The organism is Bradyrhizobium sp. Kon69, from assembly GCF_055807515.1.
The window spans coordinates 35,977-61,258 of sequence record NZ_JBVVOS010000008.1 but is presented as its reverse complement, the minus strand read 5'-3'; the positions used below and the strand labels follow the sequence as shown (position 1 = coordinate 61,258).

The window sequence follows — 25,282 nt, the reverse complement described above, 5'->3', positions numbered from 1 at the left end:
AGGGAACCGCGCAAAATCGCGGCCATTGCAAAAGCGCGCTGAAACAACAAGATTCATGACTTCTATGAACGACAACAAATATTCCGGCGCGAGCGAAGCCGAACTCGGATTTCTCAAGGAAATCGTTAGAATGCTGCCTGCCGGCCTGACCGTGCAGGACGCGCAAGGCGAACTTCTCCTGGTCAACGATGTCGCGGCCGCCCAGCTCGGCATGGACGGCAGCCGCCCCTCGCGCGATCTCGCGCCCCGCCAGGAAGCCTGCCGGCAGGCTCTGAGCTCCGGCCGTGCGGTCGTCGCCGAGGAAGCGCTCCACGACGGAGCCGCACGCCAGGTGCTGCTGACCACCCACCGTCCGGTCCGCTTCGACGGACGCGAGCTGCTGATCTCGGCCTCGTCCGACATCACCGAGCAGAAGAATTTCGAGGACCAGCTGTTCCGCTCGGCCTATTTCGACGAGCTGACCGGCCTGCCCTCGCGGCGCGTGATCGAACATCGCGCCACCAGCCTGCTCGCGCAGGGTCGCGCCGGCGAGCGCTTTGCGCTCGCCTTTCTCGACGTCGACAATTTCAAGCACATCAACGACTATTACGGCCACGCGGTGGGCGATGCCCTGCTGGTCGAGCTGTCGAAGCGGCTTGGACGCGGCTTGCGCGAGTCGGACATGCTGTCGCGCATCTCCGGCGACGAATTCCTGCTGCTGCTGTCACCGATCCAGAGCCAGGAGGAAGTCGCCGAATTCATGCAGTCGACGCTGGAGCGGCTGACCGCGCCGTTCTTCATCGACAATTCGGAAGTGTTCGCCTCGACTTCCGTCGGCATCAGCCTCTACCCCGATCACGGAAGCAGCTTCGAGACACTGCGTCAGAACGCCGACATCGCGATGTACCGCATCAAGAATGACGGCAAGGGATCGGCGGCCTTCTTCGATTCCAGCATGGAGCGCGAGGCGCTGGCGCGGATGAAGATCGAGCAGTCGCTGCGGCAGGCCATCCTGGAGAAGCGCTTCTGCTGCGCCTTCCAGTCGAAGGTCGACATCCGCACGCAGGAGGTGAAGGGCATCGAGGCCCTGGTGCGGCTGCGCGACGACGAGGGCGTGATCCAGGCGCCCGGCTCGTTCATCAATCTTGCCACCGAACTCGGGCTGATCGACGAGCTGACGCATCTCGTGCTCGCCGAGATCGTCAAGTCCATCGACCTCATCAACGAGACGTTCGGTGCGGAAGCGACCATCAGCATCAACGTCGCCGCCAAGCAGGCCGGCAACCCCGAATTCATGCGCAGCTTCGCCCAGGCGCTCGACGACACCGGCTTTCCGCAGCGCTTCATGATCGAGGTGACGGAAGACGCCTTCGTCGCCAAGAATCATTTCCAGGCCGAGATCCTGCCGATGTTCCGCAAGCTCGGCGTCGCCATCTCGATCGACGATTTCGGCACCGGCTATTCCTCGCTCTCGGCGCTGGCCGACATCACCGCGGACGAGATCAAGATCGACCGCTCCTTCATCACCGATATCCATAAGCGCCCGCGCAACCAGGGCATCCTGCGCGCGATCGAATCCCTGAGCGAAGCGCTCGGCATGACCGTGATTGCCGAAGGCATCGAATCCTACGAGGAGCTCGCCTACCTCCAGGCTGCGACCAAGATCCGTTACGCGCAGGGCTATTATTTTTCCCGGCCGATCTTCCTGGAGGAGCTGAAGCTCGCAACGCCGGTCTCCAGCGAAGCACGCGCCAGCGTCACAAACCGCTCGATGCAACAGAACCGGCAGGGCTATTCCCGCGCGAACGGATATCGGCGGTAACCCCTCGCCGTTCATTACTTTGCAAAGCCTGAGCAACCCGTTCCACGGGTGAGGTCGACAATTGCATCTGCCGATTTCCTCGGCAGAAGCGATCCGGCGCGGCCGGGCCGGGACAATGTCACACATGCCCGTCGCGTGGTCCGCCGGAAGGTGGAATTGCAATGTCCGCACGGTTGTGCAAATCGCTATGGCCAAAGCATTTCATCAGGAGGGACCACCGTGCGTCGATCACTCGTCATGGCAACCACCATCCTCGCCCTCGCCGCGGGCACCTCCGCACAGGCCGACGATCTCAAGGTCGCGCTGATCTACGGCAAGACCGGCCCGCTCGAGGCCTATGCCAAGCAGACCGAGACCGGCCTGCAAATGGGTTTTGAATACGCCACCAAGGGCACCATGACGCTCGACGGGCGCAAGATCGTCGTCATCACCAAGGACGACCAGGGCAAGCCCGATCTCTCCAAGGCCGCGCTCGCGGAAGCCTATCAGGACGACAAGGCCGACATCGCGATCGGCACGACCTCGTCGGCCGCGGCACTCGCGATCCTGCCCGTCGCCGAGGAGAACAAGAAGATCCTGATCGTCGAGCCCGCGGTCGCGGATCAGATTACCGGCGAGAAGTGGAATCGCTACATCTTCCGCACCGCGCGCAACTCGTCGCAGGACGCGATCTCGAACGCGGTCGCGATCGGCAAGCAGGGCGTCACCGTCGCGACGCTGGCGCAGGACTACGCCTTCGGCCGCGACGGCGTCGCCGCCTTCAAGGAGGCGCTCGGCAAGACCGGCGCGACGCTCGCCGCCGAAGAATATGCCCCGACTTCGACCACCGACTTCACCGCGGTCGGCCAGCGCCTGTTCGACGCGCTGAAGGACAAGCCGGGCCGCAAGGTGATCTGGGTGATCTGGGCCGGCGCCGGCAATCCGCTGGCAAAGCTCCAGGACATGGATCCGAAGCGCTACGGCATCGAACTGTCCACCGGCGGCAACATTCTGCCGGCGCTCGCCGCCTATAAGGGCCTGCCCGGCATGGAAGGCGCGACCTATTATTTCTACGCGATCCCGAAGAACCCTGTGAATGACTGGTTCGTCGCCGAGCACCAGAAGCGCTTCAACGCGCCGCCGGACTTCTTCACCGCGGGCGGATTCGCCGCCGCGATGTCCGTCGCCGCCGCCGTCACCAAGGCGAAGTCGACAGACACCGAGAAGCTGATCACGGCCATGGAAGGCCTGGAGTTCGACACGCCGAAGGGCAAGATGATGTTCCGCAAGGAAGACCATCAGGCGCTCCAGAGCATGTATCACTTCAAGGTCAAGGTCGATCCGAATGTCGCCTGGGCCGTGCTCGAGCCGGTGCGCGAGCTGAAGATCGAGGACATGGACGTTCCGATCAAGAACAAGCGCTGAGTTTTTTGACTTCACCTCTCCCGCTTGCGGGAGAGGCCGGGAGAGGGCTCCATCCTCTTGGGGTTCTCGATTGCCGAGACCCCTCTCCCATAGCCGATGCTCCGCATCGGCGTTCTTTCAAGAACGGCGGCCGAAGGCCGCCTGTGCCTCCCCCGCAAGCGGGAGAGGGTGCGCAGCGCGGCCGCTGATACATCTCATTTCATCATTTGCCAGATCCTCCATGACGCTGACCCTCGAAACCCGCGACCTCACCATCCGCTTCGGCGGCCATGTCGCGGTCAACAGCGTCACCTGCAGCTTCCGCCCGGGCGAGCTCACCGCGATCGTCGGCCCGAACGGCGCCGGCAAGACGACTTATTTCAACCTGATCTCCGGTCAGCTCCGCGCATCGAGCGGCAGCATTCTGTTCAATGGCACCGACATCACCCAGCATTCCGCGCCGATGCGGACGCGCGCGGGCCTGGGACGCGCGTTCCAGCTCACCAACCTCTTTCCGAATCTGTCGGTGGAGGAAAACGTCCGCCTTGCCGTGCAGGCCGCCGACGGCACTCACTACGACATGCTGCGGCCCTGGATGGTCCGCCGCGATCTGATCGCCCGCGCCGATGCTATCCTGGATCAGGTCGCGCTCGGCGGCCGCCGCGGCGTCGCCGCGACCGCACTGTCGCACGGCGATCAGCGCAAGCTCGAGGTCGCGCTGATGATGGCGCTCGAACCGAAGGTTTTCATGTTCGACGAGCCGACCGCGGGCATGAGCATCGACGAGGTGCCGGTCGTGCTGAATCTGATCGCGCAGCTCAAGCAGGACAAGAGCAGGATCATTCTGCTCGTCGAGCACAAGATGGACGTGGTGCGATCGCTCGCCGACCGCATCATCGTGCTGCATAACGGGCAGCTTGTTGCGGACGGTCCGCCTGCCGAGGTGATCGCGTCACCGATCGTGCAGGAAGCCTATCTCGGCGTCGCGCCGAGTAAAGTTGCAGGGAGCGCAGCATGACCGATCTGTTGAAGCTCTCCGGTGTTCACACCCATATCGGCCGCTATCACATCCTCCAGGGCATCGATCTCGCTGTCGCGCAGGGGCAGACCACGATGCTGCTCGGCCGCAATGGCGCCGGCAAGACCACGACGTTGCGCACCATCATGGGCCTCTGGCAGGCCTCCTCCGGCGAGATCAGCCTCGCCGGCGAGCGCATCGAGAGCCGTGCGACGCCCGACATCGCGCGGCTCGGCGTCGGCTACGTGCCGGAGAGCATGGCAGTGTTTTCCGACCTCACGGTGAAGGAAAACCTGGTGCTGGCGGCGCGCGACGGGCCGCTCGACGACGCCCAGCTCGACTGGATTTTTGGCTTCTTCCCGGCGCTGCGCCGGTTCTGGCTGTCGCGCGCGGGAAGTCTCTCGGGCGGACAGAAGCAGATGCTGTCGATTGCCCGCGCTATCATCGAACCGCGCAAGCTCCTGCTGATCGACGAGCCGACCAAGGGACTGGCGCCGGCAATCGTGATGGCGCTGATCGAGTGCCTGAAGGAGATCAAGCGCAAGGGCGCCACCATCCTGATGGTCGAGCAGAATTTCTTTGCCGCCCGCGAGCTCGGCGACAACGTGCTGGTGATGGACAACGGCACCATCGTTCATCGCGGCGAGATGGCGGCCTTGGCCTCCGACGTGCCGCTGCAGGAGCGGCTGCTCGGCCTGAGCCTGGAGACGCATCAATGACCGAGCTCGCCGCAACCGATCCGCTGCCGAAGCTGAAGCGCGACATCGCGCCGATCCTGCTGCCGATCGCGGTCGCGCTCGTGATGATCCCGCTGATCGGCTCGCCCAGCACCTGGCTGACGCTGACGGCCGCGAGCCTCGCGATGGGCATGATGATCTTCATCATGGCCTCCGGCCTCACGCTCGTGTTCGGCCTGATGGACGTGCTCAATTTCGGCCATGGCGCCTTCATCGCGGTAGGGGCCTATGTCGCGACCCTGGTGCTGGCGCCGTTCGCCGCTTCCCTCCAGGCGGATTCGCTGTGGATCAACCTCGCGGTCCTGGCGCCGGCGGCATTGCTGTCGATGGCGGTCTCCGGCGCGCTCGGCCTGATCGTCGAGCGGGTGCTGATCCTGCCCGTCTACGGCCAGCATCTGAAGCAGATCCTGATGACGACGGGCGGCCTGATCGTCGCCGAGCAGACGCTGTATGCGGTGTGGGGGCCGCAGATCATCCCGACGCCGCTGCCGACGTCGCTGCGCGGCTCCTTCATCCTCGGCGACGTCGCGATCGCGAAATACCGCGTGCTGGCGACGCTGATTGGCCTTGCCGTCTTCATCGCGATCCAGCTCGTGCTCAACCGGACCAAGCTCGGGCTTCTGATCCGCGCCGGCGTCGAGAACCGCGAGATGGTCGAGGCCCTCGGCTATCGCATCCGCCGTCTGTTCCTCGGCGTGTTCATGACGGGATCGGCGCTGGCCGGCCTCGGCGGCGTGATGTGGGCGCTGTATCGCGAGCAGGTTCACGCCTCCATGAGCGATGACCTCACCGTCCTGATCTTCATCGTCGTCATCATCGGCGGCCTCGGCTCGATCGGCGGCTGCTTCATCGGCGCGATCCTGGTGGCGATGATTGCCAATTACGGCGGCTTCCTGGTGCCGAAGCTCGCCCTCGTCTCCAATATCCTGCTGATGGTCGCCATTCTGATGTGGCGGCCGCGCGGCCTTTATGCGGTGACCAGCCGATGATGATCCTGTCAGGCGATCCGCCGAAGAGCCGCGTGCTCACGCTCGTTCTCGTCCTCATCATCCTGGCGCTGGTGGCGACGCCGTTCCTGTTTCCCGGGGCGAAGGCGCTCAACGTCGCGGCCAAGATCTGTGTCTTTGCAGCCCTAGTCGCCTCTTACGATTTGCTGCTCGGCTATACCGGCTCGGTGTCGTTCGCACACACTATGTTCTACGGAATCGGCAGCTACGCGATCGCGATCGCGCTGTACGGGATGGGCCCGAATTGGGGTGCGGTTGCAACCGGCATCGTGGTCGGCCTGCCGCTTGCCGCGCTGCTTGCGCTTGCGATCGGACTGTTCTCGCTGCGGGTCGCCGCGATCTTCTTTGCCATGATCACGCTCGCCGTTGCATCCGCCTTCCAGGTGCTGGCCTCGCAGCTGTCCTGGCTGACCGGCGGCGAAGATGGCCGCAGCTTTCAGCTGCCCGAGCTGCTCAGGCCCGGCACGGTACTGATCTCCAGGAACGTGCTGGGATTCGAGATCAACGGCCGCATCCTGACCTACTATCTGGTGTTCACCGTCTCGGCCCTGATGATCCTCGCTCTGCTGCGGGTGGTGAACTCGCCGTTCGGGCGCGTGCTGCAGGCGATCCGCGAGAACCGCTTCCGCGCCGAGGCGCTCGGCTTCCGCACTGTCTTCCACCTGAGCTACGCCAACTGCATCGCCGCACTGGTCGCCGCCGGCGCCGGCATTCTCAATGCACTGTGGCTGCGTTATGCCGGCCCCGATACCTCGCTCAGCTTCTCGATCATGCTGGACATTCTCCTGATGGTCGTGATCGGCGGCATGGGCACGATCTACGGCGCGATCATCGGCGCCACCATCTTCATCCTCGCCCAAAACTATCTGCAGGCGCTGATGGGCGTCGCCTCCAAGGCGGCGTCGGAAGCCGGCCTGCCGCTGCTGCCGGGGCTGTTGCATCCGGACCGCTGGCTGCTATGGCTCGGGCTGCTCTTCATCGCCAGCGTCTACTTCTTTCCGACCGGCGTGGTCGGACGGTTGCGCAATCTCGGCGGCGACAAGAGCGCGGGCAGCTCGCATTAACGCGTGATTCATGATGCAGCGCAGCGGCTCGCTGTACAGCACCGTGATCGCGCAACGCGATTAACGCTCAGGTAACTGGCTTTCCTAAGCTTTACGCCATTTGTGTGGTGTATCCCTGTCCCTTCAGGGAGGGGGAATGCGCCAGGTCTTTGCAGGAATTGCGGCCGGAATGTTCCTAGCCGCGAAGCACGGCTGGGAGGCAGCCATTCGGCGCGGACCGGTGCTGTGGCTCACTTTGTGCGGCGTGTTGCTGGTCGCCGGGATCTTCGCCGTGACCGCGATGGCCGTCGGCGAATTTCGCGAACGTACCCTGGCCAACCGCGAGCGCGAGCTGGAAAATACGGTACAGCTGATCGCGCGGCACTTCGATCAGCAATTCGAAGATTCCGACGTCGTCGCCGCCGATGTGATCGGGCAGATGAACCTGCCGGAGATCAGTTCGGCCGCGATGTTCCGCGAGCGCATGTCCGGAGCCGCGACGAACCAGATGCTGCGGAGCAAGATCGGCCCGGTGTCCTACCTCGGCGACATCGCGATCTACGACGCCGACGGCGAACTGATCAACTGGTCGCGGGCCCAACCGCTGCCCAAGATCAACATCTCCTCGCGCACCTACTTTCAGACCTTCAAATCGAATCCGATGGCCGAGCCGGTGGCGCTGGAATCGGTCCGCAGCTTCATCATCGGAAAATGGACCACGGTCGTCGCGCGTCGGCTGAGCGGCGCAGACGGCAGCTTCCTCGGCACGATGGTCCGCCGGATCGATCCGGACAGCTACCAGAACTATTTCGCGTCCGTTGCGCTTGCTGAGGGCACGGCGATCTCGCTGTTCGACCGCAATGGCAGGATGCTGTCGCGCTACCCGCATGTCGAAGAGCTGATCGGCAGGGACTTCAAGGACGCGCCGCTGATGCGCAAGATGCTGGCCGAAGGTGGCCGGCACACCCTGCGCGTCAAGGGCCCGATCGACGGCGACGAGCGCCTCGGCTCCGGGGCCTCGCTGTCGCACTTCCCGCTGGTCATCGTCGCGACCAACACCACGAAGGCCGCGCTGGCCGACTGGCGGCAGCAGACCGGTTTCATGGTCACCACCGCCGCGCTTTCGGCCACGGTGATTGCGCTGATCCTGTTCCTGATCGTTCGCCAGATCAACCGGCAGAACCGCGAGGCGCAGCAGCGGCTGGAAGCGGAGCGAGGGCGGCTCGACACCGCCTTGAACAACATGTCGCAAGGCCTGATCCTGTACGATGCCGCGGGCTACATCGTCACCTGCAACCGCCGCTACGCCGACATGTTCGGCCTCTCTCACGACGTCATCAAGCCCGGCTGTCACATCCGCGAGGCGATGTATCACCGCAAGGAGCGCGGCGCGTTCGAAGGCGATGTCGAGGCATTTTGCGCCGAGGTCATGAGGATCGTCGCGGAGGGCACCGTCTCCACCAGAAGCCATCACTTGCCGAGCGGCCGCGCTTTCCAGGTCATCAACACCCCGCTCGCGCAGGGCGGATGGGTGGCTACGATCGAAGACATCACCGAGCGCCGTAAGCTGGAGCAGGAACGCGATCGCAACTACATGTTCCTGCGCGAGATCATCGACCACATCCCGTCGCAGATCACGGTGAAGGATGCCCAAACGCGGCGATATCTGCTGGTCAATCGGACCGCCGAAGAGCAATTCGGTCAGTTGAGTGAAGACATCGTCGGCAAGACTCCCTTCGATATCTACCCGGATGCATCCGCCAGGATCGTCACCGACGACGACAGCAAGGCGCTGAAGGCGGGCGGGGGATTGTTCAAGGACGAGCATGCCTGGCAGAGCCAGGCCAAGGGGATGCGCTACATCACCTCGACCCGGATCGGAATCCGCGACGAATCCGGCGAGCCGCGTTACCTCATCAACGTCGTCGAGGATGTCACCGAACGACGGCGCGCCGACGAGAAGATCGCGCATATGGCGCATTACGATGCGCTCACCGACCTGCCGAACCGGGCGCTGTTCCGCGAGCAGATCGAGCGCGAACTCGAGAAGGTCGGCGGCGGCAATCAGTTCGCGCTGCTCTATATCGACGTCGACGAGTTCAAGGGCATCAACGATTCGCTCGGTCATCATGTCGGCGACGAGCTTTTGAAGGGAATCGCGGCCCGCATCCGCGGCTGCCTCGGGCAGGGCGACCTGATCGCGCGGCTCGGCGGCGACGAATTCGCGGTGATCCAGACCGGGATCGAGTCATCCGCCGACGTGGTGTCATTCGTGATGCGGATCTTCGAGGCGATCCGCCGGCCCTATCATTGCTTCGGCCATCAGCTCTCCACCGACGCCAGCATCGGCATCGCGATGGCGCCGCAGGACGGCACCGATCTCGACCAGCTCATCAAGAATGCCGATCTCGCGATGTACGGCGCCAAGGCCGAGGGCCGCCGCACCCACCGCTTCTTCGAGCCGGAGATGGATGCGAGCGCCAAGGCGCGCCTGAGCCTGGAGCAGGATTTGCGCCAGGCCCTGGTGAACGGCGGCTTCGAGATCCACTATCAGCCGCTGGTCGACCTGCGCACCAACGAGGTCACGGGCTGCGAGGCGCTGCTGCGCTGGCGGCATCCGCAGCGCGGCATGGTGTCGCCGGCCGAGTTCATCCCGATTGCCGAGGACACCGGCCTGATCAACGAGCTCGGCGACTGGGTGCTGCGCATGGCCTGCAACGAGGCCGCGACCTGGCCGACGCATGTGCGCGTCGCGGTCAACGTCTCGCCGGTGCAGCTCAAATGCGAGACGCTGGCGCTGCGGATCGCCGGCGCGCTCGCGGATTCCGGACTTGCCCCGTGCCGGCTCGAGCTCGAGATCACCGAGGCCGTGCTGATCCGCGACGACGAGGCGGCGCTCTCGATCCTCCACCAGCTCCGCGCCATCGGCGTGCGCATCGCGCTCGACGATTTCGGCACCGGCTACTCCTCGCTCAGCTATCTGAAGCGCTTCCCGTTCGACAAGATCAAGATCGACCGCTGCTTCGTCGCTGATATCGCCGAGGCGAGCGGCGCGCCCGTGATCGTGCAGGCGGTGGTGAACATCGCCGCCGCCAGCAACATGACCACGGTCGCGGAGGGCGTCGAGACCGAGGCGCAGCGCGAGATGCTGCGCGCGCTCGGCTGCACCGAGATGCAGGGCTATCTCTTCAGCAGACCGAAGCCGGCCAGCGAAGTGCGACAGCTGTTCGGTCGGAGCCATGCCTTGCCGGTGGCGGCGGTGGCATGACATGACGAAGCCGGGGAAAACGTCAGCCAAGACGGTCGACGTTGCGGATTCCTATGCCGTGCGGCTGATGCAGCATCTGGTGGTGCCGACCTTCGTGATCGACCCCAAGCGCCGCGTCGTGATCTGGAACAGAGCCTGCGAGCGGCTGACCGGCGTCGCCGCCTCCGAGGTGATCGGTACCAATAAGCACTGGCAGGCCTTCTACGAGACCAGGCGCCCTTGCCTCGCCGATCTTGTCGCGCTCGACCGCCCGGAACAGCTGCCGGAGTTCTATTCCGAATATGCCGCGCGCGGCCATAACGGGCTCGGCTTCAGCGCCGAGAATTGGTGCGTGATGCCGAAGCTCGGCAGCCAGCTCTATCTCGCCATCGACGCCGGCCCGATCCACGACGAAGCCGGCCATCTGATTGCGGTGGTGGAGACGCTGCGCGACCTCACCGACCAGAAGCGCGCCGAGATGGCCCTGAAGGAGCTTGCCACCAAGGACGGGCTGACCGGCCTGTCGAACCGTCGCGCGTTCGACCAGATGCTGATGAGCGAATGGGCCCGCGCCCAGCGGACGCAGAAGCCGATGGCGCTGCTGTTCGTCGACGTCGATCATTTCAAGCTGTTCAACGACCGCCACGGCCATCAGAGCGGCGACGAATGCCTGCGCGCGGTCGCGTCCGTCGTCAGCCGCTATGCCGTGCGCCCGCTCGATCTCGCCAGCCGCTATGGCGGCGAGGAATTCGCGCTGATCCTGCCGGACATGGATTGCGATGCCGCCTGCGTCATCGCCGACGAGATCCGCTGCGCCGTGATGGCCTTGCGGATCACCCATGGCGCCGTCGGGGCCGGTGACCGCGTCACCCTCAGCGTCGGCGTCGCCAGCCACATTCCCAGCGAAACCGACGGCAGCCCCGACCGGCTGCTGGGCGCGGCCGACCAGGCGCTCTATGCGGCCAAACGGCTCGGCCGCAACCGCGTCTTGTGCTCCGAACGGCTGCTCGCCGAGTTCGCCAAGCTCGGGCGGGACGGCGTGCCGGTTCCTGGCCGTGCGGGCCGTAAATCAGCCTAGCCCAAATCAGCCTGCAGGAGACGGTGGAAGCGGTTGCCCACCCCTCGCCAATCGGCTAAATGAAGCTCGACTAGCACCCGTAGCTCAGCTGGATAGAGCGTTGCCCTCCGAAGGCAAAGGTCACACGTTCGAATCGTGTCGGGTGCGCCAGTCTCTTCCAGTCCGCGCTGGAAGCACCCTCACCCGATTTGCCTTGTTACCGCACGCGCTCAAGTCATCGCCTGCCCAGCGCAAGCCCGCGCTCATGTCAGCATCGAGATGATCGCCTGGACCTGGTCGGAAGCCGACGTCACCAGTCCGTCGTAGGACGTCTGACCGTGTGCGGCCGCCTTCAGGATGCATTCGGCGACGGCCGCCTTCAGGCCGAAGACCGACTGATCGGGCGGCACGCTTGCCATCACGGCCTCCAGCGCCTGACGCATCGTTCGAATGAGTTCGGAGCTGTATTGCATGGGCTGTCCTCCGCGACCTCATATTAGAGCGCATGCCCATGCTTGCCACTCACAAGCCTGAGATTGCTCTGTGAATCACACCTCACCTCGCACTTCTCATCGCTCAATTGTATCATCTTGCCATGAGCGAATCCGACACGGTGGCCGGCGAGACCTCGCCCGTCCGCAAGATCATCCATATCGACATGGATGCCTTCTACGCGTCCGTGGAACAGCGCGACAATCCGGACCTGCGCGGAAAGCCGGTCGCCGTTGGAGGCTCGGCGGAACGTGGCGTCGTCGCGGCCGCCAGCTATGAGGCCCGCGAGTTCGGCGTTCGCTCCGCCATGCCGTCCGTGACGGCGAAGCGGCAATGTCCCGATCTGGTCTTCGTCAAGCCGCGCTTCGAGGTCTACAAGGCGATCTCCAGGCAGATCCGCGACATCTTCGCGGAGCATACCCCGATCATCGAGCCGTTGTCGCTCGACGAGGCCTATCTCGACGTGACGGAAAACCTGCAAGGCATCCCGCTGGCGCGCGACATTGCACTCAAGATCCGCGAGAGGATCAAGGCCGAGACCGGCCTCAACGCTTCGGCCGGCATCTCCTACAATAAATTTCTGGCCAAGCTCGCCTCCGATCATCGCAAGCCCAACGGTCAGTTCGTGATCTCACCGGAGATGGGATCCGCCTTCGTCGAGACGCTCCCTGTCGGAAAATTCCATGGGATAGGCCCGGCCACGGGCGCGAAGATGAACGCGCTCGGCATGTTCACCGGTCTCGATATTCGTCGTCAGACGCTGGAGTTCATGAATGCGAATTTCGGCAAGTCGGGCGCCTATTACTACTGGATCTCGCGCGGCGTCGACGAACGGCCGGTCCGGGCCAACCGGGTCCGCAAGTCCATCGGCGCGGAGACCACGTTCTCGAGCGACCTCACCGAATTCGACGCGCTGGTCGCCGAGCTCAAGCCGCTCGTCGACAAGGTGTGGCGCCATTGCGAGGCGACCGGCAGCCGTGGCCGCACCATCACCTTGAAGATCAAGTTTGCCGACTTCGAGATCATCACGCGCAGCAGGTCCGCTCTTTCGCCGGTTGCAGGCCGCGACGATCTTGAGCGGCTGGCTTGCGGCCTGCTCGAAGCCGAGATACCGCTGCCCAAGAGCGTCAGGCTGCTGGGGGTCTCGCTGTCTTCCCTCCAGGCCGGGGACGATGCGGAGCCGCCGCAGCTGACTCTTGGCATCTGAACCAAACTGACGGGCTTTCGGCGGACGCAGACAGCCACGTAGAGCGCGCTCACCACGCGAATCTACGGTGGCGGGTTTTCAGACTCGCCACCGAAGGTCGATCCGCTGGGCCCGATCAATGCCTCACGTGCTCGAACACCACGATCACGCCGGTCGGCTCGGGCTCGTGCGCCATCAGGCGGGTCAGCTCGGAATCGCCCCAATCGGCGAGGCTGACGACTTCGCCGCTCTGGCGCTCGGTGCCGGGGGGCGCCGTAGGCTCGACGACCTTCAGCCCGGTCTCATCGACGAAGAAAGTGTGCTAGCCGAACATGCTGTTGAGCTGCGGCATGGCGGGATGCTCGTCGGGCAGCACCTGAGCGCCGAGCTGGTTGACGGTCTGCTTCACCTGTTCGGATGTGAGCTTCATGAGCTGCTCCGTTTCTGTCACGTCGGTTTCATTGAGGTAAGCCAGAGCGGGCGTTCCCTGCGCCGATGTTCGCCTGGCTCAATGTCCCGAACGGGTGCTGCGCACAAATGTTCCGGAAAAATGTAATTCGTGATCGCGCGTGGCAGCCGCCCCGCTCATGGCACGGGATCGCCACACGATGTCCACGATCCCGCCGATGCAGCGCTACTCGGCGGCTTCGACGATCCGGATGTCACGATCGGCGCCGTCGCCGAGCAGATCGTGGGCGGCCTTGTAGGCCGGGCTTTCATATGCCGCCTTGGCGCTCGCGACGCTGTCGAACTCGATGAGCACGACGCGTTCCATCAAGCCGAGCTCGAATGTTGCAGCCGGCATCCCGCGCGCGATCACGCGGCCCCCAGCCGCTTCGATGGCCTGGCGCGACACCTTGGCATAGGCCGCCATGGCGTCGGGGTTCTTGATCGCGCGATAAGTGGCAACCCAATAGGCTTTGGCCATGATTGTTCTCCTGGTTTTCGTGGCCTAATGATCGCTTCTGTTCTCGCCGACGGACAGCGCACAGATGCGTGACAGATATGTGTAGGACAGCCCGGTCTCCTCGGCCCAGGCGTTGAACTGCGCCTGCACCTTTGCCAGATCGCCCTTCGACTTGACCTCTTCGGCAACGTCGAGACCGGCATCGCGCAGACACGCCACGACGTCCCTGGACGTCACAAAGCCGTCCCAGCCGACGAACCGCAGCAGCATCTGGCCGGTGTTGCCACCCAACCGGCTGCCGCGCTTGCTCAGGAGATCGAGCAGGCCGATTTGGTCGGACGGCGGCCACTTCGCCAGAAACCTGCCGAAGCTGCCGTGTTCCTTTGCGATCTCCTGGACGAAGGCCGCGTTGTCGCGCACCGACATGATCTTGGCACCGTTGCGCACGATGCGCGCGTCGCGCAGCAGGCCCTCCCAATAATCCTCCGGCTGGAAGGTGAGTTTGGTCGGCTGGTAACGCAGGAAGGCGTCTTCAAACGCCTCCCATTTCGTCTCGATCACGCTCCAGGCAAAGCCCGCGCAAAACACACGCTTCGTCATCTCTGCGAGGATGCGGTCGTCGCCGCGTTTGGCGAGGCCCTTCAGGTCGGGCTTTTCGGGCATCAGCTTTTCGAGCGCCTTGGGCCCGCCCTTGCGTTTTTCGGCGCGCGCACGAATGGTCTTGAAGGAGGTCATGGGAAGACGAGCTGTTGGGGACACGAGCTGTTGAGGATACGCCACGACATCAGAATTCGATGATCCGGTCCAGCCCGGCGACGCTTCGATGCTTGCACCCGCGGATGCGCCGCAGCATACTGCCCGCATTGAATTGGCGAGAGATGCGGCTGGTCTGCGTCTTACGTTTAGATATTTTGCAATCCCGAGCGTTTTTGACGTCTCACCCCTGGATTTCCAATGCGCTGCCTGGTCGTGGCCGACCTGCACTATTCGCTGCCTCAGCTCGACTGGCTCGTCAGCGCCGCTCCGCAATTCGACCTCGTGATCTTCGCCGGCGATGCGCTCGACATCGGCTCGATGGTGGATTTTCGCGCGCAGATCGTGGTGGTGAAGAAGTACCTCACCCTGCTCGCCGGCAAGACCCGCGTGATCCTGTGCTCCGGCAATCACGACCTCGACGAGCGCAATGCGGAAGGCGAAAAGATCTCGCGCTGGATCTCGGAGGTGCGCGAGTTGGGCATCGTCTGCGATGGTGACAGCCTCAGCGTCGGCGACACGTTGTTCACGGTGTGCCCATGGTGGGACGGGCCACTGGTCAAGCAACGCCTCGTCGCGCAGCTCGCCGCCGCCGCGGCCGGCCGGCCGCAGCGCTGGATCTGGATCCATCATGCGCCGCCGGCGGATTCACCGACGAGCTGGGGCGGCAAGCGTTTCTTCGGCGACGTCGAATTGGTGCAATGGATCATGCAGTACCAGCCCTCGATCGTGATCTCGGGCCATGTGCATCAGTCGCCGTTCATTACCGATGGCTCGTGGTTCGACCGGCTCGGCCAGACCTGGGTCTTCAACACCGGCCTGCAACCCGGCCGCCCGCCGACCTATATCGTACTGGACCTCGATGCGGACAGGGCGTTCTGGCTTGCGGCCGGCGAGGCGCAATGGATCGATCTTGACGGGTCGCTGCAGCGACCCGCCGCTCCGATCGAGGCGCCGCCCGACTGGCTCACATTCTTGGATCGGATTGCCGATCCGAGCCTGGCGAGACCTCGAGCGGCGGCAGGTTGATCATGCTCTGGAGCACCTCGCCGACCATGGCCAGATGGGTGCCGTGGCCGGCATATTGCTGCTTGAGATCGGCGAGATAGGTGTTGGCGACATTGAGCCGCTGCGCCAGCATCTTGGCGATCAGAAGCGCCACGCCCGCCTCCTGCCTGAGGAACGAAGCGGCGTCCTCGAATTCGTAGACGACGGAGTCGGAGCAGGCCCGTACGGTCGCAGTGTGCGGCTGCCCCAGCAGCACCGACATTTCGCCGAGCACGGCGCCGGGCTCGGTGACGGTGGCGACCACCATCTCGCCCTTGAGCACTTCGAGCTTGCCCTGCATCAGCACATAGAGATGACCGGTGGTGCCGCCTTCAGCGACGATCAGCGTGCCGGCCGCAACCTGCCGCTCCGACCCACCGGTGCAATAATCCAGAACTGCGCGCATCCGACCAAGCTCCGTCGCAGGGAGATACTAGGGCACGATCGGCGTCGCGCGCTTGCTCAAATTTGTGGCAAGCCGCGCACCCGCGACAGACGCTTCGCGAGATGGACCGACTGCCAGTCTCCGAGCCCGGTGTCCTCGAACCCGGCCTTCTTCGCAAGGCCGCGCATCTCGGCGTTCACGCGTGCGGTCTCGGCTGCAATCATCTCGTGACCAAGATCGCTCGCGTGCCTCTCCATCGCCGTCATCATGCGGAGGCCGACGCCCTGGCGCTGAAAGCCATCGGCAACAGAGATGGCGAAATCACCATGCCGTGCAGCCGCATCGTAGGCGTATCTGGTTTCACCGACGATCGTGCCTTGCCCCTCCTGCCTGATCTCGGCGAGCAGGGTGAAATGATCGGGATGGCTGGTCCTGGCGACGCATTCGGCCGCGACCACGGCAATGTCCGCCCGCGCGCCCATGAAGCGCTTGTTGCGCGATGTCGCGGAGAGGCTCGTGAAATAGATCGAGAGGCTCTCGACATCGGACGCGCTGGCCGGCCTGATACGGACCGTGGCGCTGGCTTCGGCTGACTCGAGAACGGCATCCAGCAATAAGTGTGACATGCGCGAGGCTTTCGGCAGGTTGCATCGAATGCAGACCTAGCCGAGACCGCGCGCTTAGCGCTTGGACGGTGTTGCCAATCTTGCGGCCGAAAACGAACAGTTTCGTGCCTCAGTGCCGGGCGTCACACGCGAGAGAGTGAAGGCACCTCCTCCGGCACGATCGCCTGGAGCCCGCCAAAGCGGCGCTCGCGGCCGTGGAAGGAGACCAGGGCCGCGGCGAGATCGCCCGCGTCGAATTCGGGCCACATCCGCTCGGTGAAGTGCAGCTCGGCATAGGCACCTTCCCAGAGCAGGAAGTCCGACAGCCGTTTCTCACCCGAGGTACGGATGATGAGGTCGACGTCGCGCAAACCGGCCTCGCCGGTAACGAGCTGCGAGAACGCCTCGCGGGTGAGACTCGTCAGCGCCGCCGCCTTCGCCGCTGCGTTGAGAATGGCGTCGCGCGCGGAATAGTCGACGGCGATGCGCAGATGAAGCGTGCTGCCGTGCGCGGTGGCGTCTTCCGCACGCGCAATCGCATTGGCGATGCCGTCGGGCAGGCGGTCGCGGCGGCCGATCACGGTGAGGCGCACGCCGTTCTTGACCAGGCTCTGCACCTCGTTGGCGAGGTAGAAGCGCAGAAGCGTCATCAGCGCGGCGACCTCGGCCTTCGGCCTTCGCCAATTGTCGGTGGAGAAGGCGTAGAGCGTCAGCGTGCCGATGCCCTGCTTGGGCGCGGCTTCGACGATGCGGCGGATTGCCTCGACGCCGGCCTCATGCCCGCGCACGCGCGACAGGCCGCGCCGTGTCGCCCATCTCCCGTTGCCGTCCATGATGATGCCGACGTGAAGCTTCTCGTTGCGGGACACAAGTTCACTTTGCATTGCAAAGTCTCCGGTCAAAAAAGGGGGAGGATCAGGTCGAGACGATACCGAGGCGGCCGAGCGGCGCCGCCTCGCGCCCGGCGGCCTTGGCGGCGTCGCGCACCAGCCGTTCGAGCACGGCGAGATAATCGAGGAAGCGGCGGCGGCCGGCCTTGGTCAGGCGGCAGGTCGTGTGCGGGCGATTGCCCTCATAGCCCTTGGTCACCTCGACGAGGCCGGCTTCCTGGAGCACGGCGAGATGCCGGCTGAGATTGCCGTCAGTGAGGCCGCAGAGCTGCTTGAGATCGGCGAACGCCAGACCCTTCGGATGCGCCATCAGCGAGGTCAGAAGTCCGAGCCTCGCCTTCTCGTGGATCACGCGGTCCAGTCCTTCATAAGAGAAGGGTGCGCTGTCAATCTTCGACATCATGGTCTCCGGATGCGAAATACAGAATGCCCGCCATCACCGACTGCCCGATCACGAAGGGCAGGCCCATGGTCCAGGGCGACAGCGTATGGGTTTGGCTCGCGAGCACCACCACGGCGAAGCCGGACATGAAATACCAGGCGCCGGCGAGCGCCACGGTGCGCGGCAGCGAGCGGACGGAAGCGAAAATGCCGAGCGACACCAGGATCTGCCACAGACCCGGCAGCAACCACAGCGTTTCGCCCGCGAACTTCCACATCACCACCGCAAGCAGAACACCGGCAACGCCTGCGGGCAGGAACTGCTCGACGGCCTGGTGGATCATCGCATCGGCGAGACCCGAATGATGGCGGCGCGAACGTGCGCGCATCTCGATACCGATCGTCAGGCCGGAGAGCGCGGCGGCAATGAACCAACCGAGGAAGAAACCGAGCGGCTCGCCGGTGGGATCATCGAGCAACCAGAATTGCAGGATTGCGGTGAGAAGCGCGACGGCACCGGTCGCCGCCATCGTCGCCGGGCCGTAGCCGCGGAACGCCGTGCCGGCCGCAATCTGACTGCGGATCGCCACGATGTCAGCCAGTGCCTTGTCGAGATCGCGCATTGGCAACGCCAAAACCTCGTTCCGCCCATGCTTGCCGGGACTATCGATCCCGTTACTTTGTACCGCAAAGTATATCGGATCGCAAAGTAAAGGCAAGTCCCGAACGTCGCCTCTTGGCACTGGCGCTCGCCGGACAACTGCCGGTTGCGCGACACCTGCTCCCACAGATAAGATGCCCGCGAGCGCGTTCTGGGGGGAAAGCATGTGGCTTAAGTCATTCATCGTTGCGTCTTTATTGCAGCTGAGCGTTGGCAGCGTTGCGCACGCGGCCGGGCCATTCGGCAGCGTCAAAATCGGCAACTGGGTTGGCGGCGCGTTCAGCAATGACGAAACGGGAGCCTTCTCGCATTGTGCCGCGACGGCGCCTTATGCCAACGGCGTCATTCTCGTCGTCGGCCAGAATACTGGGGGCTCGTGGATATTGAGCTTTGCGAGTCCCAGCTACCACTTCAAGCAGGGCGAGAACGCCGCGATCGACGTCATCTTTGACGGACAGGAGCAGGCCAGACTGTTCGCCACGGCCAACCAGACGAACATGCTCAGCTCCGTCATGCCTGCCAACGTGGTACGAGCGTTTCAGAAGGCAAGCCTGATGGTCGCGACGAGCGGCCGCACCGTGCTGAATTTCGACCTGACCTCGGCCGGGCCCGTGATTGCGGCATTGGCCAATTGCGTCACCAAGGTGAAAGCCGACGGACTGAACAAGGCCGGAGACTTTACGAAGGTCGCGGCAAAGCCGCAGGCCGCGTCCGACAAGCAGGCATCACCGCCAGCCAACGGCACCAAACCTGCCAGAGCCAAGAGCGGCACCGGCTTTGTCGTGAGCGCCAGCGGACACATCGTCACCAATAACCATGTGATCAATGGCTGCGTCGGCGACATCAAGGGCAATCTCACGGGCGAAGCCGGAATGGTTTTGCGCGTGGTGTCGAGCGACGCCAACAACGATCTCGCGTTGCTCCAGGCGCCGTCGACGACCACGTTCAAGGAGTTCGCCCGGATCCGCGACCGCTCGATCCGCTCCGGCGATTCCGTCGTCGCGATCGGCTTTCCGTTCCATGGATTGCTGACTTCGGATTTCACCGTGACGACTGGCATCGTCAGCTCGCTCAGCGGCATGCGCAACGATTCGCGTTTCCTGCAAATCAGTGCGCCGGTGCAGCCCGGCAATAGCGGCGGCCCGCTGTTCGACACCACCGGGCAGATCGTCGGCGTGGTTACGGGAAAGCTGGACGGATTACGGGTCGCCGCGGCGACCGGCAACATCCCCGAGAACATCAACTTCGCGATCAAGACCGGCGCGCTGCGCGACTTCCTCGACAACTCCGTGGTGCCCTACCAGACTGCCGAACCGAAGGGCGAGATCAAGACCACCGACATCGCCGGCAACGCGCGGCCGTATACGATGCTGATCTCGTGCAACGGCACGGAGCAGGCCGAGGCGAAGCGGTAGCGGCAATGCAGGTGGCGTCCGCGCGGCCGCGGATGGCGCGAACGCGATCCGGACTGCCAGTCAACCGCGAGTTCCTCAATACGGCGCGACGGGACGCGTGCGCCGCGGCTGCCGCGGTTGCGGCAGGGACGATTGACCGTAGGCGACGAGCGGATTGGGCCCGCAGGCCATGAGCCGGCCCGACACACTGGCCTGACATTGTCCATAGGTGCTGTAGGTGCAATCGCCGGGATACTCGTAGCCGCCGCCCTGGGCGCACCAGGGATAGTCGTGCGCCGCGGCGGGGGTGACGGCGGAGAAGCCGGCAAGGAGTGTCGCGCCGAGGCCCAGCAGTGCCAATTGCGTCTTGCGCATGATCCCAACTCCTATCCTCATAGCGCGAGATACGCGCCATATAACATCAGGTTTCGCCACGCCGTTTTATTCCAGATCGACGGGCGCTGACACGCAAGAAACCTTGATGCGCAAGAAAAAAGCCCTGCCGAACGGGCAGGGCTCCATCACGGACATCACAAGATCGCTACTCGACCTTCAGGCCGGCGAACTCGACGACCTTCTTCCATTTCTCGGTCTCGGCCTTGATCTCCTCGCCGAACGCCTCTGGCGTCTGCGCCCGCGGCTCGCCGCCGAGCTCGATCAGCCGCTTGGCCATGTCCGGCTCCTTTATCAGCGTGTTGATCTCGCTGTTGAGCTTGGCGATGATCTCCTTGGGCGTGTTCTTCGGCGCACCCATGCCGAACAGCGCGCTCGCCTCGTAGCCCTTCACGGTCTCGCCGATCGCCGGCACGTCGGGCAGCTGCGGCGAGCGCTCCGCCGTGGTGACGCCGATGGCGCGGAGCGAGCCGGACCGGATGTGCTGGATGATCGAGGGCATGTTGTCGAAGATCACCTGCACCTGGCCGCCGAGCATGTCGGTGATCGCGGGCGCGGCGCCGCGATAGGGCACGTGCTGCATCTTGCAGCCCGTCAGCGCCATGAACATCTCGCCGGACAGATGCACCGAGGTGCCGTTGCCTGAGGAAGCCATGTTGACCTTGCCGGGATTGGCCTTCACGTATTCGATGAACTCGGCGACGGTCTTGGCCGGCACGTCCTTGTTGACGGTCATCACGTTCGGTACGCGCTGGAACGAGGCGACCGGCGCGATGTCGCGCACGAAGTTGAACTTCAGGTTGGTGTAGAGCGAGGCGTTGATGTAGTTGGCCGGATTGACCAGTTGCAGCGTATAGCCGTCGGGCTCGGCGTTGACGACCGATTCGGTGGCGATATTGTTGCCGGCACCCGGCTTGTTCTCGATCACGAATTGCTGGCCGAACTTCTCCGACAGCCGCTGACCGATCAGCCGCGCCAGGATGTCGGTGGCCCCGCCCGGCGGATAGCCGACCACCCATTTCACCGGGTGGGTCGGATAATCGGCGGCAAAGGCCTTCGACAGCGGGCTGGCTGCAAGCGGACTGGCGGCGAGCAGGCTCAGCGCGGTACGGCGAGTGATCATTTCAAGGGTTCTCCCAACGTGTTGTTCTTGAAGCCAGATAGCTTGAAAATGGCGTCGGCGCGGTTGTAACAAAGCTTGCCGCAGGCGGAAAGTGCACGGGGCGCATCACGACGAAAGGATAAGGCATGGCGGTCAAGGTCGAAGCCCTCGATCATCTCGTGATCAACGTCGCGGACGTCGCAGTGACCGCCGCGTGGTACGGCAAGATTCTCGGCATGGAAGTCAAGGCGTTCGACCCCGGCGGCGGCAAAGCGCCGCGGACTTCGTTGCAATTCGGTAACCAGAAGATCAACGTCCGGCCGCGCGATGCCGACAAGGTGGAGTGGTTCACCGCGGACCACCAGACCGCCGGCAGCGAGGATCTGTGCTTCCTCACATCCGCCGGCCCCGACGAGGTGGTGGCGCATTTGAAGGCACATGGCGTCGCGATCGAACAAGGCCCGGTTCTCAAGCAGGGCGCCCGCGGCACCCTGCGGTCGGTCTATTGCAGGGATCCGGATGGCAGCCTGATCGAGATTTCGTCGTATGAGGACGGCGGCCGGTAAGGCCAAGCCGCCTGCCCCACGCATCGTCATTGCGAGGAGCCGTTGCGACGAAGCAATCCAGACTGTCCCCGCGGAGAGATTCTGGATTGCTTCGCTCCGCTCGCAATGACGACGGAGAGAGCAGGAAGACGCAATCATCAAAACGCAGCCGCCAGCAAGATGCGGGCTGCACGGGAGAGACGTATGCCGAATTCGCAAGCCGCCGCCGGAATCGTGGGCCCGTTCGACGGACTCGACGTGCCCTGGTTGCTGAAGATGCGGGCTGAGGTGCGCAACTCACATCCGTTCCTGATCTGGGCGCCGTTCGACGCGCCCGCGCGGCGCTGGAGCTATGGCGAATTTCACGAGCGGGTCGGCGCGCTCGCGGCGGGACTGACGAAGCGCGGCGTCAAGCCGGGCGAATATGTGCTCATTCATCTCGACAATTGCATCGAGGCGCTGCTGGCCTGGTTCGCCTGTGTCGAACTCGGCGCTATCGCGGTGACCACCAACACGCGCTCGGCGCCGGCCGAGCTCGACTATTTTGCCGATCATTGCAGCGCTGTTGCCGCGATCACGCAGCCGGCCTATGCCGAGATCGTCGCGCAGAATTGCCGCAACATCCGCTGGATGGCGGTGACCTCGCACGATTCGGGCGCGGCGCCCGCGAACCCGGTCTCACGCGGCGACAGCTTTGAGGAGCTGTTCGCCGACAGCGCCGACCGTCCCGGGCGCGCGACCGATCCGCGCGCGCCCTGCAGCGTGCAATACACCTCGGGCACGACATCGCGCCCCAAGGCGGTGCTGTGGACCCACGCCAACGCGCTGTGGGGTGCCAAGATCAACGCCGCGCACGAAGACCTGCACGCAAGCGACGTGCATCAAGCCTATCTGCCGCTATTCCACACCAACGCGCTGGCCTATTCGATGCTGGCGACGCTATGGGTCGGCGCCACCTGCGTGATCCAGCCGCGCTTTTCCGCCAGCCGGTTCTGGCACGCCGCGCGCGAGCACGGCTCGACCTGGACTTCGACGATCCCGTTCTGCATGAAGGCGCTGCTCGAGCACGAGATCCCGCGCGATCACAAATTCCGTCTGTGGGGCACCGCGATCAACGAGCCGCCGGCCTTCGCGGCCTTCGGCGTCAAGATCATCGGCTGGTGGGGCATGACCGAGACCATCACCCACGGCATCGTCGGCGAGATCGACCAGCCCAACATCCCGATGTCGATCGGCCGCGCCGCGCCGGAATATGAAATCCGCATCACCGACGACGACGGGCGGCCGACCGAAATCGGCGGCACCGGCAATCTCTCGATCAAGGGCATTATCGGCCTGTCGCTGTTCGCCGAATATCTGCACAACGAAAAGGCGACGCGCGAGAGCTTCGACGAGCACGGCTTCTTTCTCACCGGTGACCGCGTGGTGCGGCTGGAGAACGGCTACATTCGCTTCGCAGACCGCAGCAAGGACATGCTCAAGGTCGGCGGCGAGAACGTCGCGGCGTCCGAGATCGAGCAGGTGGTCGCACTCGTCCCCGGCGTGCGCGAGGCCGCCGTGGTGGCGAAGACGCATCCGATGCTGGACGAGGTGCCGGTCGTCTTCATCATCCCGCAGGGCGGCGTCGCCGCTGCGCGGCCGGATCTGCACGAGGCGGTGATGGCCGCCTGCCGCGCCGGCCTCGCCGACTTCAAGGTGCCGCGCGAGATCCGCTTCGTCGACGACATGCCGCGCTCGACGCTGGAGAAGGTCGCGAAGGCGGAGCTGAGGAAGATGGTGGGGTGAAGCCTAGAGATCGTAGGGTGGATTAGCCGAAGGCGTAACCCACCAACTTCGTCCGGCAAATGCGGAAGCATGGTGGGTTACGCTACGCTAACCCACCCTACAGCTACGACACCGACATCAGAACGACCCCAGCGCCACCGGGCGGAAGGCCTGCAACAGCTGCTGGTCCAGCTTGCCGCCCATGCCTTCCATCATCGTAAACGCGCGCGAGTGGGTGAATGGCATGCGATAGGCGCGCTTCTCCACGAGTGCCGCGTAGATGTCGACGATCGTCGTGACCCGCACGATATCGCTGATCTGGTTCGACGAGAGATTGTTGGGATAGCCGGAGCCGTCGAGGAATTCGTGGTGATGCAGCACGACGTCGAGCATCTCCGGAGGGAAGCCGCCTTGGGCTGCGAGTGCGTCATAGCCGCGGCGCGGATGCTGGCGGACTTCCGCCATCTCCTCGTCGGTGAGCTTGCCGGGCTTGTCGAGCAGCGCGGAGGGAACGAACGCCTTGCCGACGTCATGCAGCAGCGCGGCGCGGGTCAGCCGGCGCTGGTCGTCCTCGCGCATGCCGAGATGCTGGGCGAAGGAGACCGCAAATCCGGTCACGAACAGGCAGTGGCGGTAGCTGCCGACATGGTGGCAGCCCACCGTGGTGAGCCACTCGCGCAGCGAGGAGTGCTTGATCGCCTTCAGGATCTTGCTCTCGGCGGCGATGACGTCGTCGAAGGTCAGGGGCACGCCGAGCGGCAGCTTCTCGAACATCTTCTTCAGCACCGCATGCGCGGCCTCGACGCCGCGATTGAGCGTCTTGCCGCGATCGGTGGCGTCATAGACGGCGGTGTCAGGGAAGGCCGCACGGATGCGCTGCAGGATGTCCTCGGGCTGAAGCGGCCGCGAGATGGTGTCGGTGGCGCCCAAGGCCCAGGCTTGCATGGTGCCGTGATGCAGGGCGTCCGCAAGCACGAACAGACGAGGCATCGCGCGATAGGCGTCGCCGCGCAGCTTGTTGCGCACCCGCTGCACGCTCTCGGGCGAGCGCAGATTGATGTCGACCACGAGGCCGGAGAGATCGCGCGAGGGCTGCTCGGGGAGCTCCTGCGTCGTCACTGTCGCGACGTCGCCGACCGCCTTGAGGATGCTGGCGAGCTCGCTGCTCTCGTCGCTCCGGTCGGAGGCGAGCAGGAGCCGGCGTTTGGCGGCTGGTTTGGCTGAGGCGTTCATGGCTTCCCCAAGAGCACGGGCGTGTTTCGGGCCAAAGCCTAAGCCGGATCAGGTTCTCCGGCCCTTAAGAGGCGTGCTCAATGGAACCCTGCGGAATCAGGAACAATTTTACGGAGTTCGGCTCCCCGGGCGGCTCCAATCAAAACCTCGAAAACAACCCCATGCACAGTAGAGATGTGTTTGTAAACACAGAGCTTTTTCAAAGACGAATCCGCCGGGGCTGCCCCCGGCGGATCATGTCAGGTCAACAA

General features: G+C 64.3%; 24 protein-coding genes, 1 tRNA gene and 1 pseudogene. 14 read left to right on the top strand and 12 right to left on the bottom strand.

Features of this window, described 5'->3' with window-relative positions; all coding sequences use genetic code 11:
- Positions 1-64: 64 nt before the first annotated feature.
- From AC0L3U_RS12825 to AC0L3U_RS12785, 9 genes are all read left to right on the top strand, one after another.
- On the top strand, positions 65-1,801 hold the full coding sequence (locus AC0L3U_RS12825) for a putative bifunctional diguanylate cyclase/phosphodiesterase (RefSeq protein ID WP_473361997.1): 1,737 nt from the start codon (positions 65-67) through the stop codon (positions 1,799-1,801).
- Between the two features lie 237 nt (positions 1,802-2,038).
- Entirely contained in the window at positions 2,039-3,205 is a 1,167-nt protein-coding gene (locus AC0L3U_RS12820; RefSeq protein ID WP_473362110.1) for a substrate-binding domain-containing protein, read from the top strand.
- 220 nt (positions 3,206-3,425) lie between these two features.
- A complete protein-coding gene (locus tag AC0L3U_RS12815) occupies positions 3,426-4,202 on the top strand; it encodes an ABC transporter ATP-binding protein (RefSeq protein ID WP_473361996.1) in 777 nt (258 codons plus the stop codon).
- Positions 4,199-4,921 (top strand): ABC transporter ATP-binding protein, encoded by a 723-nt coding sequence (locus AC0L3U_RS12810; RefSeq protein WP_473361995.1) that lies wholly within the window; start codon positions 4,199-4,201, stop codon positions 4,919-4,921. Before AC0L3U_RS12815 ends, AC0L3U_RS12810 begins: the two co-directional genes overlap by 4 nt.
- Positions 4,918-5,928: a branched-chain amino acid ABC transporter permease gene (locus AC0L3U_RS12805; RefSeq protein WP_473361994.1), complete on the top strand. Its 1,011-nt coding sequence runs from the start codon at positions 4,918-4,920 to the stop codon at positions 5,926-5,928. Before AC0L3U_RS12810 ends, AC0L3U_RS12805 begins: the two co-directional genes overlap by 4 nt.
- Positions 5,925-7,010: a branched-chain amino acid ABC transporter permease gene (locus AC0L3U_RS12800; RefSeq protein ID WP_473361993.1), complete on the top strand. Its 1,086-nt coding sequence runs from the start codon at positions 5,925-5,927 to the stop codon at positions 7,008-7,010. Before AC0L3U_RS12805 ends, AC0L3U_RS12800 begins: the two co-directional genes overlap by 4 nt.
- Before the next feature lie 136 nt (positions 7,011-7,146).
- Entirely contained in the window at positions 7,147-10,257 is a 3,111-nt protein-coding gene (locus AC0L3U_RS12795) for a bifunctional diguanylate cyclase/phosphodiesterase (protein WP_473361992.1), read from the top strand.
- A gap of 1 nt (position 10,258) precedes the next feature.
- On the top strand, positions 10,259-11,314 hold the full coding sequence (locus AC0L3U_RS12790) for a sensor domain-containing diguanylate cyclase (RefSeq protein ID WP_473361991.1): 1,056 nt from the start codon (positions 10,259-10,261) through the stop codon (positions 11,312-11,314).
- Between the two features lie 73 nt (positions 11,315-11,387).
- Positions 11,388-11,464, top strand: a tRNA-Arg gene (locus AC0L3U_RS12785).
- 92 nt (positions 11,465-11,556) lie between these two features.
- Here AC0L3U_RS12785 and AC0L3U_RS12780 read toward each other — a convergent pair.
- The gene (locus tag AC0L3U_RS12780) at positions 11,557-11,766 is read right to left on the bottom strand and encodes a hypothetical protein (RefSeq protein ID WP_007616043.1); all 210 of its coding nucleotides are present in this window, start codon (positions 11,764-11,766) and stop codon (positions 11,557-11,559) included.
- A 122-nt stretch (positions 11,767-11,888) separates the two neighbouring features.
- Here AC0L3U_RS12780 and dinB point away from each other — a divergent pair, with 122 nt between their 5' ends.
- Positions 11,889-12,992 carry a DNA polymerase IV gene (dinB, locus tag AC0L3U_RS12775; RefSeq protein WP_473361990.1) on the top strand — a complete coding sequence of 368 codons (1,104 nt, stop codon included), beginning with the start codon at positions 11,889-11,891 and terminating at the stop codon, positions 12,990-12,992.
- Positions 12,993-13,107: 115 nt separating this feature from the next.
- On the opposite strand, the pseudogene AC0L3U_RS12770 reads toward dinB, so the two are convergent.
- The 3 genes and pseudogenes from AC0L3U_RS12770 to AC0L3U_RS12760 all read right to left on the bottom strand — a co-directional run bounded on the left by AC0L3U_RS12770 (position 13,108) and on the right by AC0L3U_RS12760 (position 14,613).
- A pseudogene (locus AC0L3U_RS12770) lies at positions 13,108-13,401 on the bottom strand (hypothetical protein).
- Positions 13,402-13,605: 204 nt separating this feature from the next.
- Positions 13,606-13,899, bottom strand: a complete 294-nt coding sequence (locus AC0L3U_RS12765; protein ID WP_106943743.1) for a DUF1330 domain-containing protein — start codon at positions 13,897-13,899, stop codon at positions 13,606-13,608.
- Between the two features lie 24 nt (positions 13,900-13,923).
- Positions 13,924-14,613: a DNA-3-methyladenine glycosylase I gene (locus AC0L3U_RS12760; RefSeq protein ID WP_473361989.1), complete on the bottom strand. Its 690-nt coding sequence runs from the start codon at positions 14,611-14,613 to the stop codon at positions 13,924-13,926.
- Positions 14,614-14,832: 219 nt separating this feature from the next.
- Between AC0L3U_RS12760 and AC0L3U_RS12755 the strand changes: the two genes are divergently transcribed.
- Entirely contained in the window at positions 14,833-15,660 is an 828-nt protein-coding gene (locus tag AC0L3U_RS12755) for a metallophosphoesterase family protein (RefSeq protein WP_473361988.1), read from the top strand.
- Here the strand turns inward: AC0L3U_RS12755 and AC0L3U_RS12750 are convergent.
- The 5 genes from AC0L3U_RS12750 to AC0L3U_RS12730 form a co-directional block, all read right to left on the bottom strand.
- Entirely contained in the window at positions 15,599-16,084 is a 486-nt protein-coding gene (locus tag AC0L3U_RS12750) for a Crp/Fnr family transcriptional regulator (RefSeq protein WP_473361987.1), read from the bottom strand. The two genes, AC0L3U_RS12755 and AC0L3U_RS12750, sit on opposite strands and share 62 nt — an antisense overlap.
- A gap of 56 nt (positions 16,085-16,140) precedes the next feature.
- Positions 16,141-16,689 (bottom strand): GNAT family N-acetyltransferase, encoded by a 549-nt coding sequence (locus AC0L3U_RS12745; protein WP_473361986.1) that lies wholly within the window; start codon positions 16,687-16,689, stop codon positions 16,141-16,143.
- A 122-nt stretch (positions 16,690-16,811) separates the two neighbouring features.
- Positions 16,812-17,552: a di-trans,poly-cis-decaprenylcistransferase gene (locus AC0L3U_RS12740; protein WP_473361985.1), complete on the bottom strand. Its 741-nt coding sequence runs from the start codon at positions 17,550-17,552 to the stop codon at positions 16,812-16,814.
- A 31-nt stretch (positions 17,553-17,583) separates the two neighbouring features.
- The gene (locus AC0L3U_RS12735; RefSeq protein WP_007616058.1) at positions 17,584-17,958 is read right to left on the bottom strand and encodes a winged helix-turn-helix domain-containing protein; all 375 of its coding nucleotides are present in this window, start codon (positions 17,956-17,958) and stop codon (positions 17,584-17,586) included.
- Positions 17,945-18,562: a hypothetical protein gene (locus AC0L3U_RS12730; protein WP_473345801.1), complete on the bottom strand. Its 618-nt coding sequence runs from the start codon at positions 18,560-18,562 to the stop codon at positions 17,945-17,947. The genes AC0L3U_RS12735 and AC0L3U_RS12730 overlap by 14 nt, the downstream gene beginning before the upstream one ends.
- A gap of 202 nt (positions 18,563-18,764) precedes the next feature.
- Here AC0L3U_RS12730 and AC0L3U_RS12725 point away from each other — a divergent pair, with 202 nt between their 5' ends.
- Complete coding sequence (locus AC0L3U_RS12725; protein ID WP_473361984.1) at positions 18,765-20,015, top strand: S1C family serine protease; 1,251 nt, start codon at positions 18,765-18,767, stop codon at positions 20,013-20,015.
- Positions 20,016-20,090: 75 nt separating this feature from the next.
- Here the strand turns inward: AC0L3U_RS12725 and AC0L3U_RS12720 are convergent, their stop codons facing one another.
- Both AC0L3U_RS12720 and AC0L3U_RS12715 read right to left on the bottom strand, forming a co-directional pair.
- Positions 20,091-20,369 (bottom strand): DUF3551 domain-containing protein, encoded by a 279-nt coding sequence (locus tag AC0L3U_RS12720; RefSeq protein WP_247404867.1) that lies wholly within the window; start codon positions 20,367-20,369, stop codon positions 20,091-20,093.
- A gap of 166 nt (positions 20,370-20,535) precedes the next feature.
- Positions 20,536-21,510 carry a Bug family tripartite tricarboxylate transporter substrate binding protein gene (locus AC0L3U_RS12715; RefSeq protein WP_473361983.1) on the bottom strand — a complete coding sequence of 325 codons (975 nt, stop codon included), beginning with the start codon at positions 21,508-21,510 and terminating at the stop codon, positions 20,536-20,538.
- A gap of 125 nt (positions 21,511-21,635) precedes the next feature.
- Between AC0L3U_RS12715 and AC0L3U_RS12710 the strand changes: the two genes are divergently transcribed.
- A complete protein-coding gene (locus tag AC0L3U_RS12710; RefSeq protein ID WP_473361982.1) occupies positions 21,636-22,055 on the top strand; it encodes a VOC family protein in 420 nt (139 codons plus the stop codon).
- Between the two features lie 183 nt (positions 22,056-22,238).
- Positions 22,239-23,819, top strand: a complete 1,581-nt coding sequence (locus AC0L3U_RS12705) for an AMP-binding protein (protein ID WP_473361981.1) — start codon at positions 22,239-22,241, stop codon at positions 23,817-23,819.
- Positions 23,820-23,936: 117 nt separating this feature from the next.
- Here the strand turns inward: AC0L3U_RS12705 and AC0L3U_RS12700 are convergent, their stop codons facing one another.
- Positions 23,937-25,031 (bottom strand): HD-GYP domain-containing protein, encoded by a 1,095-nt coding sequence (locus AC0L3U_RS12700; RefSeq protein WP_473288351.1) that lies wholly within the window; start codon positions 25,029-25,031, stop codon positions 23,937-23,939.
- Between the last annotated feature and the right edge of the window lie 251 nt (positions 25,032-25,282).